Annotated in this window: 18 protein-coding genes; 8 read left to right on the top strand and 10 right to left on the bottom strand. The window is 70.9% G+C overall.

The window, feature by feature from the left end; genetic code table 11:
• Positions 1-12 precede the first annotated feature (12 nt).
• Positions 13-1,104: a 2-oxoglutarate and iron-dependent oxygenase domain-containing protein gene (locus K8640_RS33665; protein WP_223750820.1), complete on the top strand. Its 1,092-nt coding sequence runs from the start codon at positions 13-15 to the stop codon at positions 1,102-1,104.
• A 27-nt stretch (positions 1,105-1,131) separates the two neighbouring features.
• Here K8640_RS33665 and K8640_RS33670 read toward each other — a convergent pair whose 3' ends face one another.
• The 3 genes from K8640_RS33670 to K8640_RS33680 all read right to left on the bottom strand — a co-directional run bounded on the left by K8640_RS33670 (position 1,132) and on the right by K8640_RS33680 (position 5,756).
• Complete coding sequence (locus K8640_RS33670; RefSeq protein WP_223750821.1) at positions 1,132-2,319, bottom strand: hypothetical protein; 1,188 nt, start codon at positions 2,317-2,319, stop codon at positions 1,132-1,134.
• A gap of 1 nt (position 2,320) precedes the next feature.
• Positions 2,321-4,879, bottom strand: coding sequence for a TonB-dependent receptor domain-containing protein (locus tag K8640_RS33675; RefSeq protein WP_223750822.1), 2,559 nt, complete (start codon positions 4,877-4,879; stop codon positions 2,321-2,323).
• A gap of 520 nt (positions 4,880-5,399) precedes the next feature.
• Positions 5,400-5,756 carry a hypothetical protein gene (locus K8640_RS33680; protein WP_223750823.1) on the bottom strand — a complete coding sequence of 119 codons (357 nt, stop codon included), beginning with the start codon at positions 5,754-5,756 and terminating at the stop codon, positions 5,400-5,402.
• A gap of 266 nt (positions 5,757-6,022) precedes the next feature.
• On the opposite strand from K8640_RS33680, the gene K8640_RS33685 reads away from it, so the two are divergent.
• On the top strand, positions 6,023-7,237 hold the full coding sequence (locus K8640_RS33685) for a murein transglycosylase A (protein ID WP_223750824.1): 1,215 nt from the start codon (positions 6,023-6,025) through the stop codon (positions 7,235-7,237).
• Between the two features lie 19 nt (positions 7,238-7,256).
• Here K8640_RS33685 and K8640_RS33690 read toward each other — a convergent pair whose 3' ends face one another.
• Both K8640_RS33690 and K8640_RS33695 read right to left on the bottom strand, forming a co-directional pair.
• A complete protein-coding gene (locus K8640_RS33690) occupies positions 7,257-8,573 on the bottom strand; it encodes a thioredoxin domain-containing protein (RefSeq protein ID WP_223750825.1) in 1,317 nt (438 codons plus the stop codon).
• Between the two features lie 155 nt (positions 8,574-8,728).
• A complete protein-coding gene (locus tag K8640_RS33695; RefSeq protein WP_223750826.1) occupies positions 8,729-9,919 on the bottom strand; it encodes a hypothetical protein in 1,191 nt (396 codons plus the stop codon).
• Positions 9,920-10,220: 301 nt separating this feature from the next.
• Between K8640_RS33695 and K8640_RS33700 the strand changes: the two genes are divergently transcribed.
• Together K8640_RS33700 and K8640_RS42685 are read left to right on the top strand one after the other, a co-directional pair.
• Positions 10,221-10,919, top strand: coding sequence for a hypothetical protein (locus tag K8640_RS33700; protein ID WP_223750827.1), 699 nt, complete (start codon positions 10,221-10,223; stop codon positions 10,917-10,919).
• A 162-nt stretch (positions 10,920-11,081) separates the two neighbouring features.
• A complete protein-coding gene (locus K8640_RS42685; protein WP_255653685.1) occupies positions 11,082-11,210 on the top strand; it encodes a hypothetical protein in 129 nt (42 codons plus the stop codon).
• Here K8640_RS42685 and K8640_RS33705 read toward each other — a convergent pair whose 3' ends face one another.
• Positions 11,211-11,810, bottom strand: coding sequence for a CDP-alcohol phosphatidyltransferase family protein (locus K8640_RS33705; RefSeq protein WP_223750913.1), 600 nt, complete (start codon positions 11,808-11,810; stop codon positions 11,211-11,213).
• A 294-nt stretch (positions 11,811-12,104) separates the two neighbouring features.
• Here K8640_RS33705 and K8640_RS33710 point away from each other — a divergent pair, with 294 nt between their 5' ends.
• The gene (locus tag K8640_RS33710) at positions 12,105-12,956 is read left to right on the top strand and encodes a DUF4846 domain-containing protein (RefSeq protein ID WP_223750914.1); all 852 of its coding nucleotides are present in this window, start codon (positions 12,105-12,107) and stop codon (positions 12,954-12,956) included.
• A 28-nt stretch (positions 12,957-12,984) separates the two neighbouring features.
• Here K8640_RS33710 and K8640_RS33715 read toward each other — a convergent pair whose 3' ends face one another.
• From K8640_RS33715 to K8640_RS33730, 4 genes are all read right to left on the bottom strand, one after another.
• Entirely contained in the window at positions 12,985-14,049 is a 1,065-nt protein-coding gene (locus tag K8640_RS33715) for a fatty acid desaturase family protein (protein WP_223750828.1), read from the bottom strand.
• 317 nt (positions 14,050-14,366) lie between these two features.
• Positions 14,367-15,659: a cytochrome P450 gene (locus K8640_RS33720; protein WP_223750829.1), complete on the bottom strand. Its 1,293-nt coding sequence runs from the start codon at positions 15,657-15,659 to the stop codon at positions 14,367-14,369.
• A 420-nt stretch (positions 15,660-16,079) separates the two neighbouring features.
• Positions 16,080-16,490 carry an STAS/SEC14 domain-containing protein gene (locus K8640_RS33725; protein WP_223750830.1) on the bottom strand — a complete coding sequence of 137 codons (411 nt, stop codon included), beginning with the start codon at positions 16,488-16,490 and terminating at the stop codon, positions 16,080-16,082.
• Positions 16,491-16,644: 154 nt separating this feature from the next.
• Entirely contained in the window at positions 16,645-17,064 is a 420-nt protein-coding gene (locus K8640_RS33730; protein ID WP_141332792.1) for an STAS/SEC14 domain-containing protein, read from the bottom strand.
• A gap of 217 nt (positions 17,065-17,281) precedes the next feature.
• Here K8640_RS33730 and K8640_RS33735 point away from each other — a divergent pair, with 217 nt between their 5' ends.
• From K8640_RS33735 to K8640_RS33745, 3 genes are all read left to right on the top strand, one after another.
• Entirely contained in the window at positions 17,282-18,550 is a 1,269-nt protein-coding gene (locus K8640_RS33735) for an ABC transporter substrate-binding protein (RefSeq protein ID WP_223750831.1), read from the top strand.
• An 85-nt stretch (positions 18,551-18,635) separates the two neighbouring features.
• A complete protein-coding gene (locus tag K8640_RS33740) occupies positions 18,636-19,520 on the top strand; it encodes a carbohydrate ABC transporter permease (RefSeq protein WP_223750832.1) in 885 nt (294 codons plus the stop codon).
• Positions 19,517-20,329, top strand: a complete 813-nt coding sequence (locus K8640_RS33745; RefSeq protein WP_223750833.1) for a carbohydrate ABC transporter permease — start codon at positions 19,517-19,519, stop codon at positions 20,327-20,329. The genes K8640_RS33740 and K8640_RS33745 overlap by 4 nt, the downstream gene beginning before the upstream one ends.
• Positions 20,330-20,399 lie beyond the last annotated feature (70 nt).

Below are 20,399 nucleotides of genomic sequence, written 5' to 3' on the forward strand. Positions count from 1 at the left end.
GAGGCGTTCGGGATGAGCAGCGACGTGGCGGCAGCGAAGGACGCGGTGGTGGTACTCGATTACGCGAAGCTGGTGGAGGGCGCGGACCTGTCCGCGGACATCGCCCGCGCGTATGGCCCGGATGGCATCGGCCTGCTCATCGTCCGGGGGATTCCGGGGCTGGTGGAGCTGCGCCAGGGCCTGTTGCCGCTGGGCTTCCGCTTCGCCGCGCTCCCCAACGAGGTGAAGGACCGCTACGTCCACGAGCGCAGCAGCTACTCGTTCGGCTGGAGCCACGGCAAGGAGGTCCTCAAGCCCGGCCAGTTCGACGAGTTCAAGGGCTCCTACTACAACAATCCCCAGTACGACGCGCCCGCGGTGGCGCCGGCGCTGGTGGAGAAGTACCCGGAGAACTACCTGCCCAACGTGTGGCCGGACGCGGACTTCCCCGCGCTGCGCCCCGCCTTTCAGTCGCTGGGACGGAAGATGGTGGACGTGGGGCTGCTGGTGGCCGCGCAGTGCGACCGCTACGTGAAGGCGAAGCTGGGCGAGCGGCTGTCCCCGGACGCGAGCCTTACGCGCACCATCCGCGAGTCGCGCGCGTGCAAGGCGCGGCTGCTCTACTACTTCGCCATCAACGAGGACGCGACGCCGCGCACGCGCGACTCGTGGTGCGGCTGGCACAGCGACCACGGCTCGCTGACGGCGCTGTGCCCCGCCATGTACTTCGACGCGGAGCCCGGCGCCCCGGAGCCCACGCGCCAGGACATCCCGGTGCCGGACCCGGACGCGGGCCTCTACGTGCGCACGCGCTCCGGCGAGGAGCGAAAGGTCGTCATCCCCAAGGACTGTCTGGCGTTCCAGATTGGCGAGAGCGCGCAAATCGTGACGGGGGGACTGCTGCGCTCCACGCCGCACGCGGTGCAGGCGCTGGCCCACCCGGCGAGCCGCAACATCTCCCGCTCCACGTTCGCCGTCTTCATGCAGCCCGACAACGAGGAGCACCTGCGGCCGCCCGAGGGCACGGACCCCGCCGAGGTCCGCGTGGGCGCCTTCCAGCCGGGGATGACCTTCGGCGACTTCGCGCGCGCCACCTTCGCGCGGTTCTACAACCCCTACGCGTGAGCCCCGCTCGCGCGGGGTGTCGCTTCTTCAGAAGACGGACACCTCGCGCAGCTGGGTGAAGTAGCCGCGGGACGGCGTGGGCAGCCCCGGGACGGTGCCGAGCGAGTACACCCGCACCTTGTCCACGAGCGGCGCGCCCCCGGCCAGGGGGATGTCCACGTCCCGCTCGAACGAGAACTGCGTGTTGACGTCATCCGTGTAGGGCGCGTCTCCCAGCTCCGGCGCCGGGGCGCTCTGGCCCAGCGCCACCCAGGCTCCGCCCTCCAGCGAGCCCTCCACGTGGAAGACCTCCTGGGGGCGCGTGCCGGTGTGGCCCCGAATCAGCACCCGTCGCGGGCGGGTGGGCTCGCGCAGCCGGAAGACGAGCTCATCCTCCAGTGAGCCGAAGCGCGAGATGGGCACCCGCTTCGATTCGAGCTTCCCGTCGGTGAAGGGGCACGGGTCCACCACGGCGTCCGTCTCACAGGGCTGTCCCCGGCTGACGGGGACGGCGCCGGTGAAGGGCAGCGGCACCGGGGGCGCCTCGTGCACGTCCGTGTATTCGAGCGCGCTCTGGATCCACGAGCGCTGTCCCCGCGCGCGGGCCTGCACGTACGCGAAGGGCGGCGCGAAGTCCTCCAGCATCTCCGGTCCCAGGAAGGCCTCGCCGGAGCGCGTGTCCTGGGTCCACACCACGCCCCACTCACCGCGGGCCTGCACCGCGTAGGTGTGCGAGGGGATGTCCGCCAGCGCGGGCACGTCCACCCAGGACAGCTTCACGCCGGCGGCGTCTGGATGGGATTGGACGCGGCTGTCCCAGCGGCGCAGGGGCGGCACGTCCACGTCCAGCACGAAGTGGAGGGCCAGGAAGTCCCGCGCGCCGTCCACGGGGGGCAGGTGGAGCTGGAAGTTCTTGAGGCTGGCCCAGGGGGTGGGGCGCTCCAGCAGGTCCGCGCCGGTGTCTCGCGCGGACAGCTCGTGCAGGAACAGGCCATCCGCGTCCGGCGTCACCTGGGCCCACGGCTCGTAGGCCAGCGTGGGTTGGCCGGTGGGAGGCTCGCCCGGGAGCGGCCTGGGGCCCGGGAGCTTGCGCGGGCGCATCAGCGTCAGCGGGCCGCCGCGCCAGGGCGTGCCGTCGGTCTCCAGCACGGTACCGGAGAGGAAGACGGGGGTCTCCGGCTCCAGCGCGCAGCCGGAGGTGAGGAGGACGAGGGGCAGGGCGTGACGCAGGTGCATGTCAGAAGGTCCCCTTGGCGCCGAGCGTGGGCAGAATCACCGGGATGCCGAAGTCCTTGCGCTTCAGGCGCACGGGCTGGCCGTCCTCACCCTCGTAGCCGTAGTCCCGCGTGAGCACCTCGCTGCGCGCGGTGACGTTGAAGACATCCAGGTACACGTCGAGCAGGAACGAATCGAAGACGAGGGTGCGCGAGGCGCGGAAGTCGAGCCGGAAGAACGAGGGCAGCCGGTCCACCGCGCCCCGGCCCACGGGCTTCCACTCGGGCTCGCCGTCCGCGCCCACGCCCTCGCGCATGGTGCGGTAGCCGAACTGGCCCGTCTCCGGACGGCCGGTGTTGAAGTGCGCCACCGCGCCCAGGGTGACGAAGTCGAAGCGGTAGCTGAGCGCGGCGTTGATGGAGTGCGCCTGCTCGAAGGTGTAGGGCAGATAGCCTTCGGCCATGCCGAGCTCCTCGCCATTGGGGCCCACCTTCGCGTAGCGCTCGAAGCGCTTGCTCTGGTTGAAGCCATACGTGAGCCAGCCGAACCAGCGGCGGCCCAGGGGACGACGCACCATCAGCTCCAGGCCGTAGCTGTGGCCGTGGCGCTCCACGTCCTCGGCCTCGAGGCCCCGGCGGCGCAGGTTGCTCAGCACGTCCTCGAAGTTGAACTCCAGCGTGCGCAGGAGCGGGTTGAAGTAGCCCTCCGCCGTCACCTCCCAGCCGTTGAGGGGGCGCCACTCCGCGCCGAGCGAGAACTGCGCCGCGCGCTGGAGGCCGCGTTCGAGCGCGAGCATCTCGCCCGCGGGCACCGGCAGCAGCACGGTGGCGGGCTGGTGATACAGGCCCGCGCCGGCCTTCAGCGTGAGGCCCTCCGTGAGCGCGTGCCGCACGGCGAGCCGGGGCTCCAGCGCCAGCCGCGTGCGGTCTCCGAAGCCGTGGTAGCTGTCGAGCCGCAGGCCCGGCACCAGCACCCAGCGCGCGGAGGGCGTGTACGTCAGCTGCGTGCCCACGCCCGCGAAGGTGCCCAGGATGCCGGGGCGCGAGTACGCGTCCTTCCCGTCGAAGGGCCCCACGGGCCGGAACCGGCCGATGGCCAGCATGCTCGCCTCGCGGCGCTCCGCGTGGCTGAAGAGCTCCAGCTTCAGGTCCGCCGAGAGCTCCCGCGTGTAGCCCGCGCGCAGGGCCACGCTGCCCTGCGACAGTTCGTAGGAGCCCGGCTGACGGAGGCCCTTGCTGTAGGCGAGGCCGAGCCGGTCATACCCGAGCGTCAGGCCCACCTCGGCCTCGCCTCCCGCGAGGGGGTGACGGCCTCGCAGGTCCAGGCGATGGAACAGCAGACCCACGCCGCCCGAGTCGCCCGTCTCCGGCTCGCGCGCGGTGAGGCCCACCGCGTCCGACGTGCCCAGCGCGAGGAGGCGGAGCTGTCCTTGGCCCACGCGCTGCTCCACGCGGGCCTGATAGTCCCAGTAGTCCGCGTAGACCTTGGGCTCGCCGGAGTCGCGGTACACGGTGCCGTCGCCCGAGGTGTACGAGGAGGGCGCGTTGACGGTGTTGATGACGCGGGTGATGACCAGGCCCGTGTAGCTGACGCGCGCGGCGGCGGCGACGGTGGTGCCCGTCTCGGGGATGGGCACCTCCAGGAAGGCGCCGGCCTGGATGAGGTCCGCGTACGCGCTGCCGTGGAGGCCCTCTTCGCGAGGCCGGCTCACGTGCGCGTCCACCGCGCCGCCCAGCAGGCTGCCGTAGCGCGCGGAGGGGACACCGACCTGGAAGTCGAGGGACTCGACGAGGTCCGGGTACACCACCGCGTTGCCGAGCATGAGGTGGTAGAGGAAGGGCACGCGTACGCCGTCGACGAAGAAGGCGCTGGCGGCGGGCTGTACGCCGCGGACGACGGGGTAGGAGAGCCCGGAGGCGAGCGTCGTCACGCCGGGCATCAGCATCACCACGCGGAACGGGTCGCCCATGGTGCCGGGGACCTCGCGCAGCTCCTGCTCGTGCAGCGTGACGCGGGAGACCTCGGTGCGCGGCCGGTCCGCGCGCACCACCGTCTCGTAGGGGTTCACCGCGAGGGGCTCCAGTGTGTAGAGCACCTCCAGCCGCTGTCGGGCCTCGACCGTCTCGGTGAGGTACAGCAGGCGGTGGCCCGGCGAGGTGACTTTCAGCGCGTGCTCGCCGGGAGGGAGCTCCAGTCGGAACAGGCCCTGGGCGTCGGCTTCGACCGTCGCCGTGTGGGTGCGGATGATGGCGCCGGCGAGCGGCTTGCGGCTGCCCTTCGCGCGCACGCGGCCGGTGAGCACCGCGCGGGTGTCCTCCACGGGAGGGGGCTCGAAGCGGTAGGTGAAGGGGACGCGAACGGCGACGGGCTGGCCCTGCGAGGTGGCGGGGTGGAAGCGCAGGCGGGGCGCGGCGTGCAGCGCGGCGCGGGCGAGCGCAACCGGCGGCTCACCGACGACGCGGGCCTCGACGACCTCGCCGGCCTCGTCGAGGGTCAGCTCCAGCTCCACGGAGACAGGCGCGTCCAGGACCTGGCCCTCGGGCAAGCGCGCGGGGGCGTCCTGGGCGAGGGTGGGAGCCACGAGGGCCGAGGGCTCGTCGGCAGACGAGGCCCGTGCCGGGAGGACACCCAGGAGCAGCAGGAAGAGGAGGCCGAGGCGTGTCATCGCGGGGGAGGGGAGACAATCCTTCCATACGCGGGCACTTCGGGATTCAGGTCGTTGCCGGGTGTGAGGAGGTTCCGATTCACCCACCACGGCGCCGTGTCGGTGCGCCGCCCGAGCGCGATGCTGGGCCCGGGGGACAGCAGTGCCGTCGCTCCCCCGGGCAAGGAGTCGTTGTCTCCGGGGAGGGAGCCCCTGCCGGAAAGACGACGGTCGTCGGAGTCTCATCGCCCACCTGGGACGGCGACTCACGGCTCCGGTCCGCAAGAAGAGAGGTCGAGCCCGCGCGTGAGGTTCGCAGGGCGCGAGGCGCTGCACGACGGCGGACCTCCGTGTGGAGGGGGCCCTGGACCTCGACGCGGAGCTGCGTCGCGATGGCGCGGGACGCGGAGACGACACCGCCCCGGAGCGCGGCTCACGGGGCGGTGAGGCGTTCGAGTCAGACGTTCGAGGCGCTGAGTCGTCGGGCGCACCAGGCATCCACGGCGGTGGCTCCGAGGACGAAGGCGACGGCGCCCGCGACGTTCTCCTTGCGAGGGCTGTGCTTCACCGCCGGGCCGAGGCTCGCGAGGTCCAGCAGGTCTCCTCCCACGCGTGCCCAGACCCACGGCGTGGGATTGGCGCGGGTCAGGATGCCGACGCCCGCCGCGATTTCGCGCAGGCCATAGGCGCGCAGCAGTCCGGTGCCTCGTCGTATGCCGAGGAAGCGGGCCAGCGCGCCGGGCGCCACCAGCTCACTCAACCCCAGTCCGATGCTCACCCATCCGAGCACCCTCGCCACTTTCCTTGCGTTCACGATGAATCCTCCCGAGGGCATGGCCGGCATGGCCGCGCCCGACGTGTGCGGAAAGGATGGGGGCGATGCTCGCGCGGTGACGCCAGGGGCTGCTCGCCTGCGTGCCGGGGTGGACGGCTTGCGGGCCCGGTGCATGGCGCGGGTCCGGGCGTGAGGGCTCCCCCGTCGCTGAGGGCTGGGACGTGTCGTCGGCGGCCCGTGGCTTCCCGGCACGGCGCTGTCCGGAAGTGTCGCCCGTGCACGGGCTGGAGTAGGTACGAGGGGTGATGCCCACCCGGTCCTCTCGTCGCCTTGGGTTGCTGTGCCTGCTGCTCGTCTGCGCCGCGTGCGCGCGTGCGCCCCGTCCCCCTGTCACGCGTCCGCAAGATGCGCTGGTCGCCGAGCTCGCCTCCAACGTGGCGCTCATGGACGACGCGGACCCGGCGTCGCTGCGCGTGGCGTTGGACCAGAGCCTCAGCTGGCTGCGGACCCGACCCGTGGACCACCGCTTCGTCTACGGGCCTCGCGAGGTGACGGCCGGCGAGCTGGTCTCCGCGCTGGAGCGGCTGCGCGCGCGGCTGACCGACGGCATGTCCTCGCTCGACGTGTCCAAGGCGGTGATGGAGGACTTCGAGCTGCTGGAGTCCGCGGGCGGCGAGGACGGCACGGTGCTCTTCACCGGCTATTACGAGCCGGTCATCGAGGCGAGCCTCGCGCCCACGGCCGAGTACCGCATCCCCGTGCTCTCCGCGCCGGACGACCTCATCGAAGTCCCGCTGGAGCCCTTCGCGGAGCGCTTCGCCTCCGAGCGCGTCTTCGGCCGGCTCGAGGGCAGGCGCGTCGTCCCCTACTGGAACCGCGCCGAGATTCGCGGAGGGAAGCTGGGCGAGCGCAAGCTGGAGCTCGCGTGGGTGAAGGACCCGGTGTCGCTGTTCTTCATGGAGGTGCAGGGCAGCGGCACGCTGCGCCTCATCGACGGCACCGAGCGACGCGTGGGCTACGCCGCGTCGAACGGCCGCCCGTACCGCAGCATCGGCGCGCTGCTCATCCAGGAAGGCGCCATCCCTCGCGAGCAGATGTCCATGCAGGCCCTGCGCGCGTGGCTCGCGGCGAACCCGAGCCAGCGCGAGCGCGTGCTCGACTACAACGAGTCCTATGTCTTCTTCCGCTTCCTGCCGGGCGCGGCGGTGGGCTCACTGGGGCGCGAGGTGACGCCGGGGCGCTCCATCGCCACCGACGCGCGCCTGTTCCCGAAGGGGGGCCTCGCCTTCATCCACACGGACCATCCGGTGCGGATGGCGGACGGCTCGGTGCAGTGGCGGCCGTTGTCGCGCTTCGTCTTCAACCAGGACACGGGCGGCGCCATCCGGGGCGCGGGCCGCGTGGATGTCTTCTGGGGCCGAGGCTCCCAGGCGGAGCTCGCCGCCGGCATGATGAAGCAGAAGGGCCGGCTGCTCTTCCTGGTGCCCAAGCCCCGCGCCCCCGCCGTGACGGCGCGGTGACGCGGGGCACGCAGGCGCGCTAGCGGGTGGCCACGCCGGCCTTCTTCAGCTCCTCGTCGATGACGCGGCGGAACTGGTCCACCGGCACCGCGCCGAGGATGGGCCGGCCGTTGATGAAGAACGTGGGCGTCCCCCCGGCGCCCACGCGCGTGCCCTCGCGCGAGTCCTCGGCGATGACCGCGTCGAACCTCCCGGAGTCGAGCGCCTGGTTGAAGCGCGCCACATCCAACCCCAGCTGCTTCGCGTAGCCCTCCAGCGCGGGCCGCTCGAGCTGGCGCTGGTTGGCGAAGAGCAGGTCGTGGAACTCCCAGAACTTCCCCTGCTCATGTGCCGCCAGGGACGCCGCGGCCGCGAGCCTCGCGTTCGGGTGGTTGGGCAGCGGCTGGTGCTTGAAGGCCACGCGCAACTTTCCCTCGTACTCCTTCTCCAGCGTCTTGAGGGTGGGCACGGCGCGCGAGCAGAACGGGCACTCGAAGTCCGACCACGCCACCAGCGTGACGGGCGCGTTGGCGGGGCCGCGCGACGGCGCCTTGCCCACCTCCACCTGCTGGCGAGCCCCCTCCGCGGGCGCGGGCGGCGCGGGCGGGCGGTCCACGCCGCGCTCAATGGTGCGCGCATAGACCTCCGCGCGCGGCACGCCGCCTTTCACCAGCGCCTCCGCCTTCGCCAGCTCCTCGTCGATGACGCCGGTGAAGACCTCCACCGGCTGCGCGCCGTTGATGAAGCGCCCGTTGACGAAGAAGGCCGGGGTGCCGGTGGCGCCGACCAGGCGGGCCAGCGTCTCGTCACGGCGCACGCGCTCGGCGAGCTTCGGGTCCGCGCGGTCCTTCCTCCAGCGCTCCACATCCAACTTCAGCTCCTTCGCATAGCGCTCCAGGTCCTCCTCCTGCTGCGCGCGCGGATTGGAGAAGAGGACGTCGTGGAACTCCCAGAACCTGCCCTGCTCCCCGGCGGCCAGCGCGGCGAGGGCGGCGGGCCGGGCGCGCGGGTGGCGGTCCAGCGGGAGGTGCTTCATCACCAGGCGCAGCTTGTCGCCGTAGCGCTGCTGGAGCTGCTTCACGGTGCCGTGGCCGCGCGAGCAGAAGGGGCACTCGTAGTCGGAGAACTCCACCAGCGTGACGAGCGCGGACTCGGAGCCCTGGACGAGCGAGCCATCCACGGGGACCTTGTAGACGACGGGCGAGATGGGAGGCCGCTGCCGGGGGGAGGGCGGGGCCGCGGACGGCGCGCGCGGAGCTTCCGCGACCTTGGCGGGCACGGGCGCGAAAGTGCGTCCTCCCACGAACCCCAACACGAGCCCCACGACGAGGCTCACCCACACGGATGCTTTGTGCACGACGCGACTCCCGGAATGAAGACACACCCCGGGCGCGGTCGGCCCGAGCCACCGAGGGGCTGGGCGCGTGTGGCCCGGCGTCCCTTCAGTGCGGCGAGGGCGCGGGAAGTTTCAGCGCGCATTTCCGACGCGCGCCGGAGCGGGCCGCCGCCGCGTCAGCCGAGCCGACGGCGGACCTCGTCGTCCCCGGAGGTGAAGGGCGCGGGAAGCGTCCAGAGCGCCGAGGGGTGGCGGTAGCCCAGCTCGAAGGCGGTGAGGATGGCGGGCCAGCGGTCCGCGAGCAGGGCCCAGTTGTACTCGGTGGGCTTCGAGGTGAGCGGGTTGGAGTCGCGGTCTCGCTGCGTGGCCGCGTAGTCGGCGAAGTTCCACGCCACCGTGCCCAGCTCCAGGCGCAGCAGCGGTGTCATCGCCAGGGTGAGGTCCGCGCGCGAGATTTCTCCGGGGAGCCGCTCGGGAGGCGTGAAGGCGGGCTGCACGGCGTCCGCCTGCTCGCGCCAGGCGAAGCAGTTGTTGGCGACCTGGATGAGCGCATCCCGCGCGGCGGGGCCGGGGCACTGTCGGGCGCGCTCCAGCAGCGCGAAGCCGGCCACCACGAGGCTCATGGCGGACATGCCCGGGAAGCGGCGCGCGAAGTCGGAGGGGGCGGGCTTCTCGTGGGTGAGGCCCTGCAGGATGGTGAAGGCGTGCTGGGACTCGTCGGGCTTCGCGCCCGCGAGGGTGAAGTCGCTCAGCACGCGCTCGGGGGTGACGCCGCCCGTGTCGGGTCTCCAGTCGAGGTAGCGCAGGGCCGCGCCGCCGATGTCGGTGAAGATGGCGACGTTGCCCTCGTTGAGCATGCGCTCCAGGGTGATGGCGAGCGACTCCGCCTTGTCGAGCGGCAGGATTCCCGGGGCCTGGAAGAACAGCCGCGCGAAGCGATGCGCGGTGGCCCAGAGCGTGCGCGGGTCCCCGAGCGGCTCCAGGTTCATGGCCCCCGCGAGCGCGCCGAGCGCGGTGGCCGCGTCCTGGGGCAGGCCATGTCCACCGAGCGCCTCGGAGAGCTGCTCCGCGCCCTTCCGCGCGGTGCCAGTGAGGCCCATGCGGTCATAGGTCCGGGCGGGGCTGGGGAGGGGCTCGCCCTGCGCGAGGTCGATGATGCGCCGGGCGATGGCCGCGCCGAGCATGCCCTTGCCGGCCTCGTGCGAGGCATGGATGGCGAAGGCGAACCAACCGGGTGTGGCCTGGCTGCCGTGCGTCGGATGGAACTCCGGGTCCACCAGCTCCTGGAGCGTGCGCGCCAGGCGCGTGTAGCCCTCGGTGATGAACCGGTTCTGCTGGAGCGGTGTGCCGGCGGGGACCCCCGTCACCGGCGCGAGCAGCTCCGGCGCGGGTGCGCTCAGGGCGTTGGCGGGCGGGGGCCAGTTCGGAACACGAAACCCGGGTTGGGTGGGCGTCTCCTCGGGGGATTTCGTCGTGATGGCCGTGCTCCGGAGCCGGGGTGGGGCCGCACTATCGCCCGATTCGCGGCGGCAGGCAGGTGTGTTGCCGTGCCTGGTGCCGAAGGGGCGCACTCCCGGCGGCTTGCTCCCCGTGCGCCGGCCTGCCCTGTCGCTGGTTGTCCATGGGTGGGCAGGCCCCATCTTCCAAGGACGAAGGGAGGCCGTGACCATGCGTCATAGAGCGGCTGGGATGGCGGTGGCGGTCGCGGGCTTCTGCGTCCTGTTGTGCGGCGGGGGTTGCACGGCGAACGCGCAGTCGAACGAGGCCCCGAAGACGACCTCGGCGGTGGCGGCGCCCTCGCGTCAGGCAGAGCCCTCGGCGGGCGAGGTGTCCGAGCTGTGGAACAGCATCTCGGGGCTGCGCGCGGAGGTGCGCCAGCTGCGCCAGGAGGTCTCCAGGCTGCGGGCCCAGATGGACGCGGGAGCGCCGCGCGGCACGGACGCCCAGGCCCAAGGCACGGGCGCTCAGGCGCAAGACACGGGCACCCAGGCACAGGGCACGGACGCTCAAGCACAAGGCACGGGCGGCTCGGGCACCCAGGCGCGCCCCGAGGACGGCACGGGGACGGCGCGCGACGTACCGCCCGCGGGGACGACCGTGCCGGCGCCGGTGGGGACCGCGGTGGTGAAGGCCACGTACTCGGGCGTGGTGCGCTCGGTGGCGCCGCCGGAGGTCGTCATCGGACAGGACTCCGGTGAGGCGCTGACGCTGGAGGTGGGCCCCAGGACGCGCGTGCTGCGGGAGGGCCGGAGCATCGGCGTGCGGGACCTGGACCCGGGAGACCGCGTCTACGCCGTGGTGGACATGGTGGGCCGACACGAGACGATAGAAATCTCGGTGGTGCGGAAGGAGGACCCCGAGGACTGAGGGCGCGAGGTCCGCTCGCGTCAGTCGTCCGCTCCCAGCCTCGTCGTCGCACGAAGGGAGGTTCCCGTCATGACGGCCTTTGACCGATACCGCGCACTCCTGCGCAAAGTCTCGAATGTGCGAGCGCGACATCCGGAAGGTGGCTCGCCCGAGGAAGATGCCTTGCTGGACGACCTGGACGACGTCTGGTCGGAGATGAGCGAGGGTGAGCGCGCCGCGGTGGCTTCCGAGCGCGCCCAAATCCTGGGGCTCGCGGAGTCGGAGGACTCCGCCCCGCCGCCCCCGGGCTGATTACTTGCGAGCCGTGGGCATGGGCGTCCCCCGCGTCCCATGCCCGTCGCCCACGGGAGGCCGCGCGGCCTCACGAGGCTTCATCCGGGCTCGCAGCACCGCGCGCGTGTAGTCCACCACCGACGCCAGCGACAGCAGGGCGATGAGCGCCACCAGCGGGCGCACCGCCGGGGGGAACAGCAGCACGCACAACAGCGCGAGCAGCTGCAGCGAGGTGACCACCTTGCCGAGCATCCGCGCCTTGAGCTCCACGCGCCGCAGGGCGGGCACCCCTCGCGCGACGACGAAGCCCACCGCGGTGCCGATGTCGCGCACGAGCAGGAGCAGCACCTCCGGCAGGGACACCAGCCCGTCCAGGTAGCACACGAGGATGGCCGTCACCATGAAGGCGCGGTCGGCCACCGGGTCGATGAGCGCGCCCAGCCGTGTGGCCAGCCCCTTGTTGCGCGCAATCCATCCGTCCAGGAAGTCCGACAGCGCCGCCAGCACGACGAGCGTCGCCCGCACCATCGCGTCGGGCACGAGGATGAAGGCCACCGCCATGGGCAGCCGGGACAGCGACAGGATGTTGAGCAGCACGAGGCTCGCCTGGCGGCGCATCTTCTCGCAAAGGTAGTGCTCGCCCGTGGTCACGCACCTGCCGTGGAGGACGGGCTGTCGTCGTTCCACTGGTCGTCACCCGGACAGAGGGCAGGCGACCTCACCGCCCCGCATTCGAGGGCTGCGAGGGAACTTCCGGCCGGCGACAATCCTCCCAGCAAGAGCCCCGAAGCCTCCTGGAGTCCCACGCTCGTGATTGCCCCCGAACACCCGTCCGTCCTCCCTCGCCGCTCCTGGCTCCTGGTCGCCGCGCTCCTGGGCCCGGGCCTCGCCGGCGCCGCCCCGTCCCTGGACGTGCGAGGCGAAGTGCTCACGAGGACCGTCGCCCAGGCCCCTGTGTCCGACGCCGAGCCCCGGGCCCCCACGCGCGAGGAGCTCGCCCGCTACACGTGGCTGTCGGAGGACGCGCGCATCCGTCCGCTGGACCTCGCCGTGCCCCCACCGGAGGGCTACACGCGGGTGGGCGTGGAGGCGGGCACGTTCGCCGCGTGGCTGCGCGGCCTGCCCCTGCGCGCGCCGGGGACACCCGTGCTGCACTTCAAGGGGGGACAGGTGTTGCCCGCGGACGACGCGCGGCTGGCCGCGGTGGCGGAGCTGGACATCGGCACGGCCAACCTCCAGCAGTGCGCGGACTCCGTCATCCGGCTGCACGCCGAGTGGCTGTGGTCCGCGAACCAGAAGGAGCGCATCGCCTACCGCTTCACCAGCGGCCACCTGGCCTCGTGGACGAAGTACGCCTCCGGCGAGCGGGCGAGGATCTCCGGCTCCAAGGTGACGTGGGTGAAGAGCGCGGCGGCGGACAGCTCGCGCGGCGCGTTCCGCGCCTACCTGGACCTGGTCTTCATGTACGCGGGCACGCTGTCGCTGGAGGGCGCCAAGGGCCGGCCCACGAAGGACGACGTGCGTCCCGGGGATTTCTTCGTGCTGGGCGGCAGCCCGGGACACGCGGTGCTGGTGCTGGACGTGGCGGCCGACGCGGGGGGCCGCCGCGTGGCGCTGCTGGGCCAGGGGTTCATGCCCGCCCAGGACTTCCACATCCTGTCAGGGGGAGGGGACACCGGGCCCTGGTTCCCGCTGGAGACCGACGCGGTGGCCACGCCCTTCTGGAAGCCCTTCCCCTGGACGTCGCTGCGCCGCTTCCCCTGAAGGGAGGCCGCGAGCGCGCGCCCGGGCGCTACGAGTGCAGCGGCAGCCGGACGCCCGAGGTCTGCGGCGGCGGCGCGGTGGGCAGCGACTCCTCCAACCCGGAGCCCGGCGTGCGCGTCAGGTACTGCACCAGGCTGTTGTGCTTGCCCAGGTACGTGTCGAAGCGGTTCACCCCGTCCTCGAGCAGCCCCGCCTGGTCCAGCGCGTCGTGCATCACCGGCAGGTTGTAGAAGGGCACGGACGGGAACGCGTGGTGCGTCAGGTGGTAGTTGCAGTTGAGCGGCGCCACGAAGAAGTTCTCCAGCAGCGTGCCCTTCACGTCGCGCGTCTCGCGCGTCTCGTCGCCCTTGGGCTCGATGTCCAGCGGGTGCTCGCCCAGGGCGCGCATCCGGAAGAACGCCATCATCACCGTCGTCGTGGGCAGCACCCACAGGAGCAGCCAGTGCAGCCACGCGCCCGTCGTCACCAGCGTGGTCACCAGCAGCGCCACGTACGTCCAGTAGCGAGCGTGCTCGGCGGCGCTGATGCGGGGCTTGGCGCCACCCAACAGCCGCCCCCAGTACGTCCAGGGCAGCACGACCTTCAGGTGGTTGGGTGCGTACAGGCCCAGCGCGTCGCCCACGAACACCGCCGCGGCGCGCAGCGGCGTGCGCGGGAAGTGCCAGGACGCGTCGCCCTGCATGGAGGCCCAGTACGGGTCCTGCTGCGTGTTGACGTACCGGTGGTGCTCCATGTGCTGGTGCCGGTAGCCCGCCGTCGTCATGTTCAGCGGGAAGGCGCACAGGAAGTCCGCCACCACGTCGCCCACCTTCCGGTTGGACAGGAAGTGGTAGTGCGCCGCCTCGTGCATCAGCGCCAGCATCGCGTGCTGCCGCGTGGCGATGATGAGCGCCGCGATGGGCCACGCCCACCACCGGTCCACCCACACCACCCCGGCGAACGCCGCCGCGATGACGAGCCACTGGGAGGCGAGCGCCCACACCGCCCGAGCATTGCTCACCCGCGACATCTCCCGGGTCAGCTTGGACAGCGCCTGGCGATCGACGCGCCGCGCGATTTGGACATCCGCCTCGTCAACGACTTCGGCGTACATGAGGGGGCTCCTTCGTTTCACGAGCAAGCGGGGTATTCCAGGACTCTTTCTCGCAAGAACGGCCAGTATGGCAAGAAATTTCTCTCTGTAACGTACGCACGCCCTTTTCAAACAGCCACAAGCAGTCCGCGAAAACCCCTTGGGGGTCAACAATGACTGCCTTTCGAGGCCCCGGGCGGGTGTGATTGGACTCCGGTGGGAGGGATTCGGTCACTGAAGTCAGACGCCAGACATGCGCGGGGCCCTGGAGACCGATGAAGGTCCACAGGGCCCCGGGCAACGACATGGGAGCTGTCACGCGCGAGGCGTGAGCGGGCTCAAGGCGTGGCGTCCCACTCCACCTTGAGGTGCCGCATCTGGCGCAGGACGATGCTCTGCCACGTGCCGTAGTCCTGGTTGGGCACCAGGCGCGGGTGGGCGACGGCCTCCACGAGGATGCGGGTGGTGATTTGGGTCTGGAGGCGGGCCAGCGGCGCGCCCAGGCAGAAGTGGATGCCGCGGCCGTAGGTGAGGTGCTGGGGCGGCTTCTCGCGGTCCACGTCCAGCTTGTTCGCGTGCGGGCAGAGCGACTCGTCGCGGCTGCCGGCCGCGTACAGCAGCAGCAGCCGGGAGCCCTTGGGCAGTTGGATGCCGCCCACCTCCACGTCCTCCAGGGCGGTGCGAATCATGGCGTGCTGGACGGAGTCGAAGCGGCTGCCCTCCTCGATGAACTTGGGGATGAGCTCCGGGTCCTCCCGGAGACGTCCCCACAGGCCGTGCTCGAGCGCCAGCTTCCAGGTGTTGGCCATCAGCGCCGTGGTGGACTCGTGGCCGGCGGACAGGAAGGACGCGCCGATGGCCATCACCAGCTCGTGCACGCTCAGCGCCTCGCCGTCCGCCTCCACCTCCACCAGGTAGCTGGTCAGGTCCTCACGGGGCGCCTTGCGCCGCTCCTCGATGAGGTTGACGCAGTAGCGCTGGAACTCCAGCACCCCCCGCGCCATCTCCGCCTGCTTCTCCGCGGGCACGTGCTCGAAGGTGAGCGACTGCCAGTCCGCGCTCCACTTCTTTATCTTCCACACGTCCTGCTGGGGCACGCCCATGACGCCGAGGATGACGTGGGCCGGCAGCGGATAGGCCAGCTGCTCCACCAGGTCCGCGTGCCCGTCCTTGGCGAAGCGGCCAATCAGCTCGCGCGCCATCTTCTCGATGAAGGGCTCCATCCCGGCGATGCGCTGCGCGGTGAAGCCCCGGTTCATCAGGCGCCTGAGGCGCGTGTGGTCCGGCGGGTCCATGCCCAGGAGCACGTGGGCGATGGGGAAGCCCTGCGACAGGATGCCCCTGGCCTCCTCCGTGAGCTGGGTGCCGCTCACCAGCATGTCCCGGTTGGAGAAGCGCGTCGTCTCCTTGAGGACCTGGAGGATGTCGTCGTGGCGGCTGACCAACCACATGCCGAGCATGGGGTTGAAGCTGACGGGCTCCTCCTTGCGCAGCCGCTCGAAGAACGGGTGGGGGTTGTCCACGTGCGGCCCCGCGAAGGGGTTGTACTGGGCGCCCAGGTGGGGGCAGCGCCCTGTCGGGGCGTGGGCCGGGACTCCGGTCTCTTCCTGCTTCTGAACCGTCACGGGCATGGTGTCACTCGCAGTTCGAGCGCGGGCCCCCCAGCTCACCGCTCGGACATGGGTTGATTGAGGCGTGGGGCACAGCCGGTCCGGAGCCAGGGCGAGGGAATTACCGGGCGAGTTGGAGGCTCTGGAGTGACCGCCTATACAACGATTCCCGACTATTAAGCCAGTGGGGGAGGATTTTTATAGTCTGGCTGGCCTCTACCCATGGCAGGAAGATGCGCTATTCCTGAAATGTGCCGGATTTCAGACGGTTGGCGGGTCCCGTCGGCCGCAAGTCGGCTCGGATTCTGAGGAAAAGGGAGGCGGGGGAGGGACGGCCGGGGAGCGCGAGCGGGCTCGACCGCGGTGTCACCATGGGTGGCCTCGGGGGCCCCGGGGAGGGGGCCGCCACGAAAGCCAGACGGACGGCGGGTGCGGCGAGCTTCAGCCGCTCTTGCGGACGTTGGCGCGGCGCTGCTGCTCCACCCAGGCGTGGGCCTCGGCCATCGTCTTGACGAACTCCGTCTTGAACTCGGTCTTGCCGGTCAGGAACATGCCCAGGGAGATGACCTTGCCGAAGGTCTGCTGGACCATGTCCGCGCCCACGTAGACGCAGCCCTTGAACCACTCCGGCTTGCTGTTGTCGGACAGGTAGCGGCGCGCCTCCGCCTGGAGCTGCGAGTTGCCGATGTCCGCAATCATGAAGTAGGGGCCGGCCTTGGCGACCTGGCTGTAGATTTCAACGGCCCGCTTCATGTCCTCCAGGTTCAGCATGCCGCTGAACACCGCCACCAGCACGTCCTGCTGCTCGTGGCGAATCTGGTGCGCACCGAACTTCCATTCCTGTTGCTGCATGGGCACTCCCTCTGAGCTGGCCACACAAGCATACAACCCGTGGCCCACGGGAGCGAGAATCCAGTCTTCGCCTTCAAACCGCGACTTGAGGACGACCCTGGGTCTGGAATGGGACAGCGGGGGTGTCGCCCGGCACACAGCCGGGCCTCGCGTCTCAGCCCGCCTTGCGCTGCTGTCGGGCGCGGTGCTGGTCGACCCAGGTGCGCGCGTCCGCGAGGGTGTCGACGAAGGTGGTGTCGAAGCTGGTCTTGCCTGTGTAGAGCATGGCGAGCGAGATGGCCTTGCCGAAGGTCTTCTGGACGATGTCGGCGCCCACGTAGACGCAGCCCTTGAACCACTCGCTCTTGTTGTTCTCGGAGAGGTAGCGCCGGCCGGCGGCCTCGATTTGGGAGCGGCCGATTTCCGCGACGATGTAGTAGGGGCCCAGAATCGTGAACAGCTCCGCGTAGACCTCGGAGGTGCGCTTCACGTCGTCCAGGGTGATGGGGCCTTCGAAGGTCGCCACCGCCATGTCGGCTGATTCGATGCGAACGCGGTGCGCGCCGAACTTCCACTCCCGAGGCTTCTCCGCCATGTGCTCCCCCACCCAGAGGTCCTGTCTGTCCGAAGAATAACGCCCGCTCCCGGGCAGAAGGCAAACAGACGTCCCGAGTTGTGTGCCCGAAGTTCCAGGGAGACGTTTTTCTCCACATGCACACGAATTACGTGGTGCCGGGGTGTTCGGGTGAGAACGGGGGCGGTGCGGGTGTGTTGACGGTGGGGGGGGCGGGAGGGGCTCATGCCGGGTTCCCATGGCTCGCCCGTTCTTCTTCTCGCTCGTGCTGGGGCTCGTCCTCGTGACGCTGGGGTGTCGGCGCGGGGAGGGTGAGCGCGAGCGGGGGGCGCGGCTGGTGCTGAAGTACCAGCCGCTGTGGGGGCCTCCGGAGCCGTTCCGGGAGCTCTTGGCGGGCTTCGAGGAGGCGCACCCCGGGGTGACGTTGGTGACGGAGGCGTTGCCGAACTCGTCGGACCTGGCGCACCAGTTCTTCCTCACGTCGTTGGAGGGAGGGGCGGCGGACTTCGACGTGCTGGTGGCGGACGTGGTGTGGGTGCCGGAGTTCGCGCGGGCGGGGTGGATAGCGGACCTGTCCGAGGCGTTCCCGCCCGAGCGGCTGCGCGAGGAGTTCCTGCCGGGGCCGGTGGAGGCGGTGGTGGTGGAGGGCCGGACGTACGCGGTGCCGTGGTACCTGGACGTGGGGGTGCTGTACTACCGGACGGATTTGGTGCCTCGGGCGCCGCGCACGTACGCGGAGTTGGAGCGGTTCGCGTTGGATGCGAAGGCGAAGGCGCCGGGGGTGCAGGGCTTCGTGTGGCAGGGGCGGCAGTACGAGGGCCTGAGCTGCAACGTGTACGAGGCGCTGTGGGGGCACGGTGGGCAGGCGTTGGGGGAGGACGGGCGCGTGTTGTTGGACACGGAGGCGGGGCGCGAGGCGCTCGGGTATCTGCGCGGGCTGCTGACGCGCGGGGTGTCTCCGGAGACGGTGATGGGGTTCGGCGAGGAGGAGGCGCGGCGCGTGTTCCAGGAGGGGCGCGCGGTGTTCATGCGCAACTGGCCGTATGCGTGGAGCGAGGCGCAGAAGGAGGGCTCGCCGATTCGGGGGAAGGTGGGCATGGCGCCCCTGCCCACGGTGAGCGGGGAGCCTGGGTTTGGGACGCTGGGTGGGTATCAGCTCGCGGTGAACGCGAGGGTGTCACCGGAGCGCAGGAGGCTCGCGGAGAAGCTCATCGCGCACCTGACGTCGCCGGAGGCGAACCTGGTGCTGGCGGTGCACTACGCGCGCAACCCGCCGAGGGCGGCGGTGTATGACGATGCGAGGTTGAAACAGGGCTCACCGTTCATCGCGAGCCTGCGGGAGATGGTGGAGCGCGCGCGGCCCCGGCCGGTGACGCCGTACTACAACCTGATTTCGGATGTGTTGCAGAGCGAGTTCTCCGCGGCGGTGGCGGGGATTCGCACGCCCGAGGAGGCCTTGGGGCGGGCGCAGAAGCAGGTGGACCACCTGATGGGGGAGGGGCGATGAGCGGGCTCGCGGTGGGGTGGGCTCGGTGCGGCCGTGCCTCGGGTGGACGGATGCGGCTGCTGCGTGAGCACGAGCGGGAGGCGCGATGAGCGAGCCGGTGCGTGGCTCGCTGGAGCGGGAGCGCCGGCAGGCGTACTGGTTGGTGGCGCCGGCGGTGGTGGTGCTGGCGGGCGTGGCGCTGTACCCGATTCTCGCGGCGGTGTGGCTGAGCCTGCACCGCTTCATCCTTGTCTTCGGCGAGCGGAGGTTCGTGGGGCTGGGGAACTACGCATACCTGCTGAGTGACGCGCGGTTCTGGGCGGCGCTGGGGAACACGGCGTACTTCACCGCGGTGGCGGTGACGGTGGAGTTGCTGCTCGCGGTGCCGCTGGCGCTGCTGCTCCAGAGGTCCTTCCCGGGGCGGGGCTTGCTGAGAGCCTCGGTGCTGGTGCCGTGGGCGATTCCCACCGTGGTGAGCGCGAGGCTGTGGGCGTGGATGTTCAATCCGGACTACGGGCTCATCAATCGCTTGCTGCTCGGACGGGACATCAACTGGCTGGGGGCGCCGGGGTACGCGTTGCACGCGGCGATACTGGTGGACGTGTGGAAGACGACGCCCTTCGTGGCGCTGTTGGTGTTGGCCGGGCTGCAAGGGATTCCGGAGGACCTGTACAAGGCGGCGCGGGTGGACGGGGCTTCACCGTGGAGAATCTTCCGGTCGATAACGCTGCCGTTGCTCAAGCCGGCGCTGTTGCTGGCGGTGCTGTTCCGCTCGTTGGATGCGTTCCGGGTGTTCGACGCCATCTACGTGCTGACGGAGGGCGGGCCGGCGAACACGACGGAGACGTTGAGCATCTACGCGTACAAGACGCTGATGCGCTCGGGGGACTTCGGGTACGGGAGCACGTTGTCGGTGGCGACGTTCCTGTGCGTGGTGGTGCTGGCGGCGGTGTGGCTGCGGCTGTTGGGGCGCGAGGAGCGGGCGCGATGAGACAGCGCGTGGGGTTGGGGACGGCGCTGGCGGTGGTGGCGTTCCTGACGTTCTTCCTGGGGCCGTTCTTCTGGCAGGTGCTGACGAGCCTGTGGCCAGACGGAGAGCTGACCCGGCCGTGGCCGTCGCATCTGACGTGGGAGAGCTACGCGAGCGTGCTGTGGGGGCGGCCGTTCCTGCGGGTGGTGGTGAACTCGCTGGTGGTGGCGGCGCTGACGACGGCGTTCTGCCTGGGGGTGGGCTCGGCGGCGGCGTTCGCGCTGGCGAAGCTGGAGTTCTGGGGGAAGGGGCTGCTGTTGAGCGCGGCGCTGGCGGTGAGCATGTTCCCGCCGATTGCGACGGTGAGCCCGCTGTATCTCATCCTGCGCGCGGTGGGGTTGCGAGACAGCCTGGTGGGGCTGGCGTTGCCCTATGCGACGTTCGCGATGCCGTTGACCTTGTGGGTGCTGACGTCGTTCTTCAAGCAGCTGCCGGATGAGCTGTATCGGGCGGCGAGGGTGGACGGGTGCACGCCGTTCCAGGCGTTCCGGCGGGTGTTGTTACCCCTGGCGGCGCCGGGGCTCGCGACGACGGCGATATTGGTGTTCATCTTCGCGTGGAACGAGTTCCTGTTCGCGCTGACGTTCCTGACGACGCCGGAGAAGCGCACGGTGCCCGTGGCCATCAGCCTGTTCGCCAGCGAGTACCGTGAGCCGTGGGGAGAGATTGCCGCGGCCTCCGTGGTGGCGACGCTGCCCCTGGTGGTGCTGACCGTGTTGTTCCAGCGGAGGATTGTGTCCGGGCTCACGGCGGGGGCGGTGAAGGAGTAGGGCGCACGGGGTGGGAGAGACCCGCCCCCGCGCGGGGGATTCCTCGGGTGAGGCCTGGCGGAGTAAATCC

Origin of the sequence: Myxococcus sp. XM-1-1-1, assembly GCF_020037095.1 — a bacterium.
GTDB classification, from domain to species: domain Bacteria; phylum Myxococcota; class Myxococcia; order Myxococcales; family Myxococcaceae; genus Myxococcus; species Myxococcus fulvus.

Excerpts from the sequence above, each read along its gene's own strand:
- K8640_RS33665 (WP_223750820.1), top strand. The coding sequence starts at position 13 with ATGAGCAGCGACGTGGCGGCAGCGAAGGACGCGGTGGTGGTACTCGAT.
- K8640_RS33670 (WP_223750821.1), bottom strand. The coding sequence starts at position 2,319 with ATGCACCTGCGTCACGCCCTGCCCCTCGTCCTCCTCACCTCCGGCTGC.
- K8640_RS33685 (WP_223750824.1), top strand. The coding sequence starts at position 6,023 with ATGCCCACCCGGTCCTCTCGTCGCCTTGGGTTGCTGTGCCTGCTGCTC.
- K8640_RS33700 (WP_223750827.1), top strand. The coding sequence starts at position 10,221 with ATGCGTCATAGAGCGGCTGGGATGGCGGTGGCGGTCGCGGGCTTCTGC.
- K8640_RS33705 (WP_223750913.1), bottom strand. The coding sequence starts at position 11,810 with ATGCGCCGCCAGGCGAGCCTCGTGCTGCTCAACATCCTGTCGCTGTCC.
- K8640_RS33715 (WP_223750828.1), bottom strand. The coding sequence starts at position 14,049 with ATGTACGCCGAAGTCGTTGACGAGGCGGATGTCCAAATCGCGCGGCGC.
- K8640_RS33720 (WP_223750829.1), bottom strand. The coding sequence starts at position 15,659 with ATGCCCGTGACGGTTCAGAAGCAGGAAGAGACCGGAGTCCCGGCCCAC.
- K8640_RS33725 (WP_223750830.1), bottom strand. The coding sequence starts at position 16,490 with ATGCAGCAACAGGAATGGAAGTTCGGTGCGCACCAGATTCGCCACGAG.
- K8640_RS33730 (WP_141332792.1), bottom strand. The coding sequence starts at position 17,064 with ATGGCGGAGAAGCCTCGGGAGTGGAAGTTCGGCGCGCACCGCGTTCGC.
- K8640_RS33735 (WP_223750831.1), top strand. The coding sequence starts at position 17,282 with ATGGCTCGCCCGTTCTTCTTCTCGCTCGTGCTGGGGCTCGTCCTCGTG.
- K8640_RS33740 (WP_223750832.1), top strand. The coding sequence starts at position 18,636 with ATGAGCGAGCCGGTGCGTGGCTCGCTGGAGCGGGAGCGCCGGCAGGCG.
- K8640_RS33745 (WP_223750833.1), top strand. The coding sequence starts at position 19,517 with ATGAGACAGCGCGTGGGGTTGGGGACGGCGCTGGCGGTGGTGGCGTTC.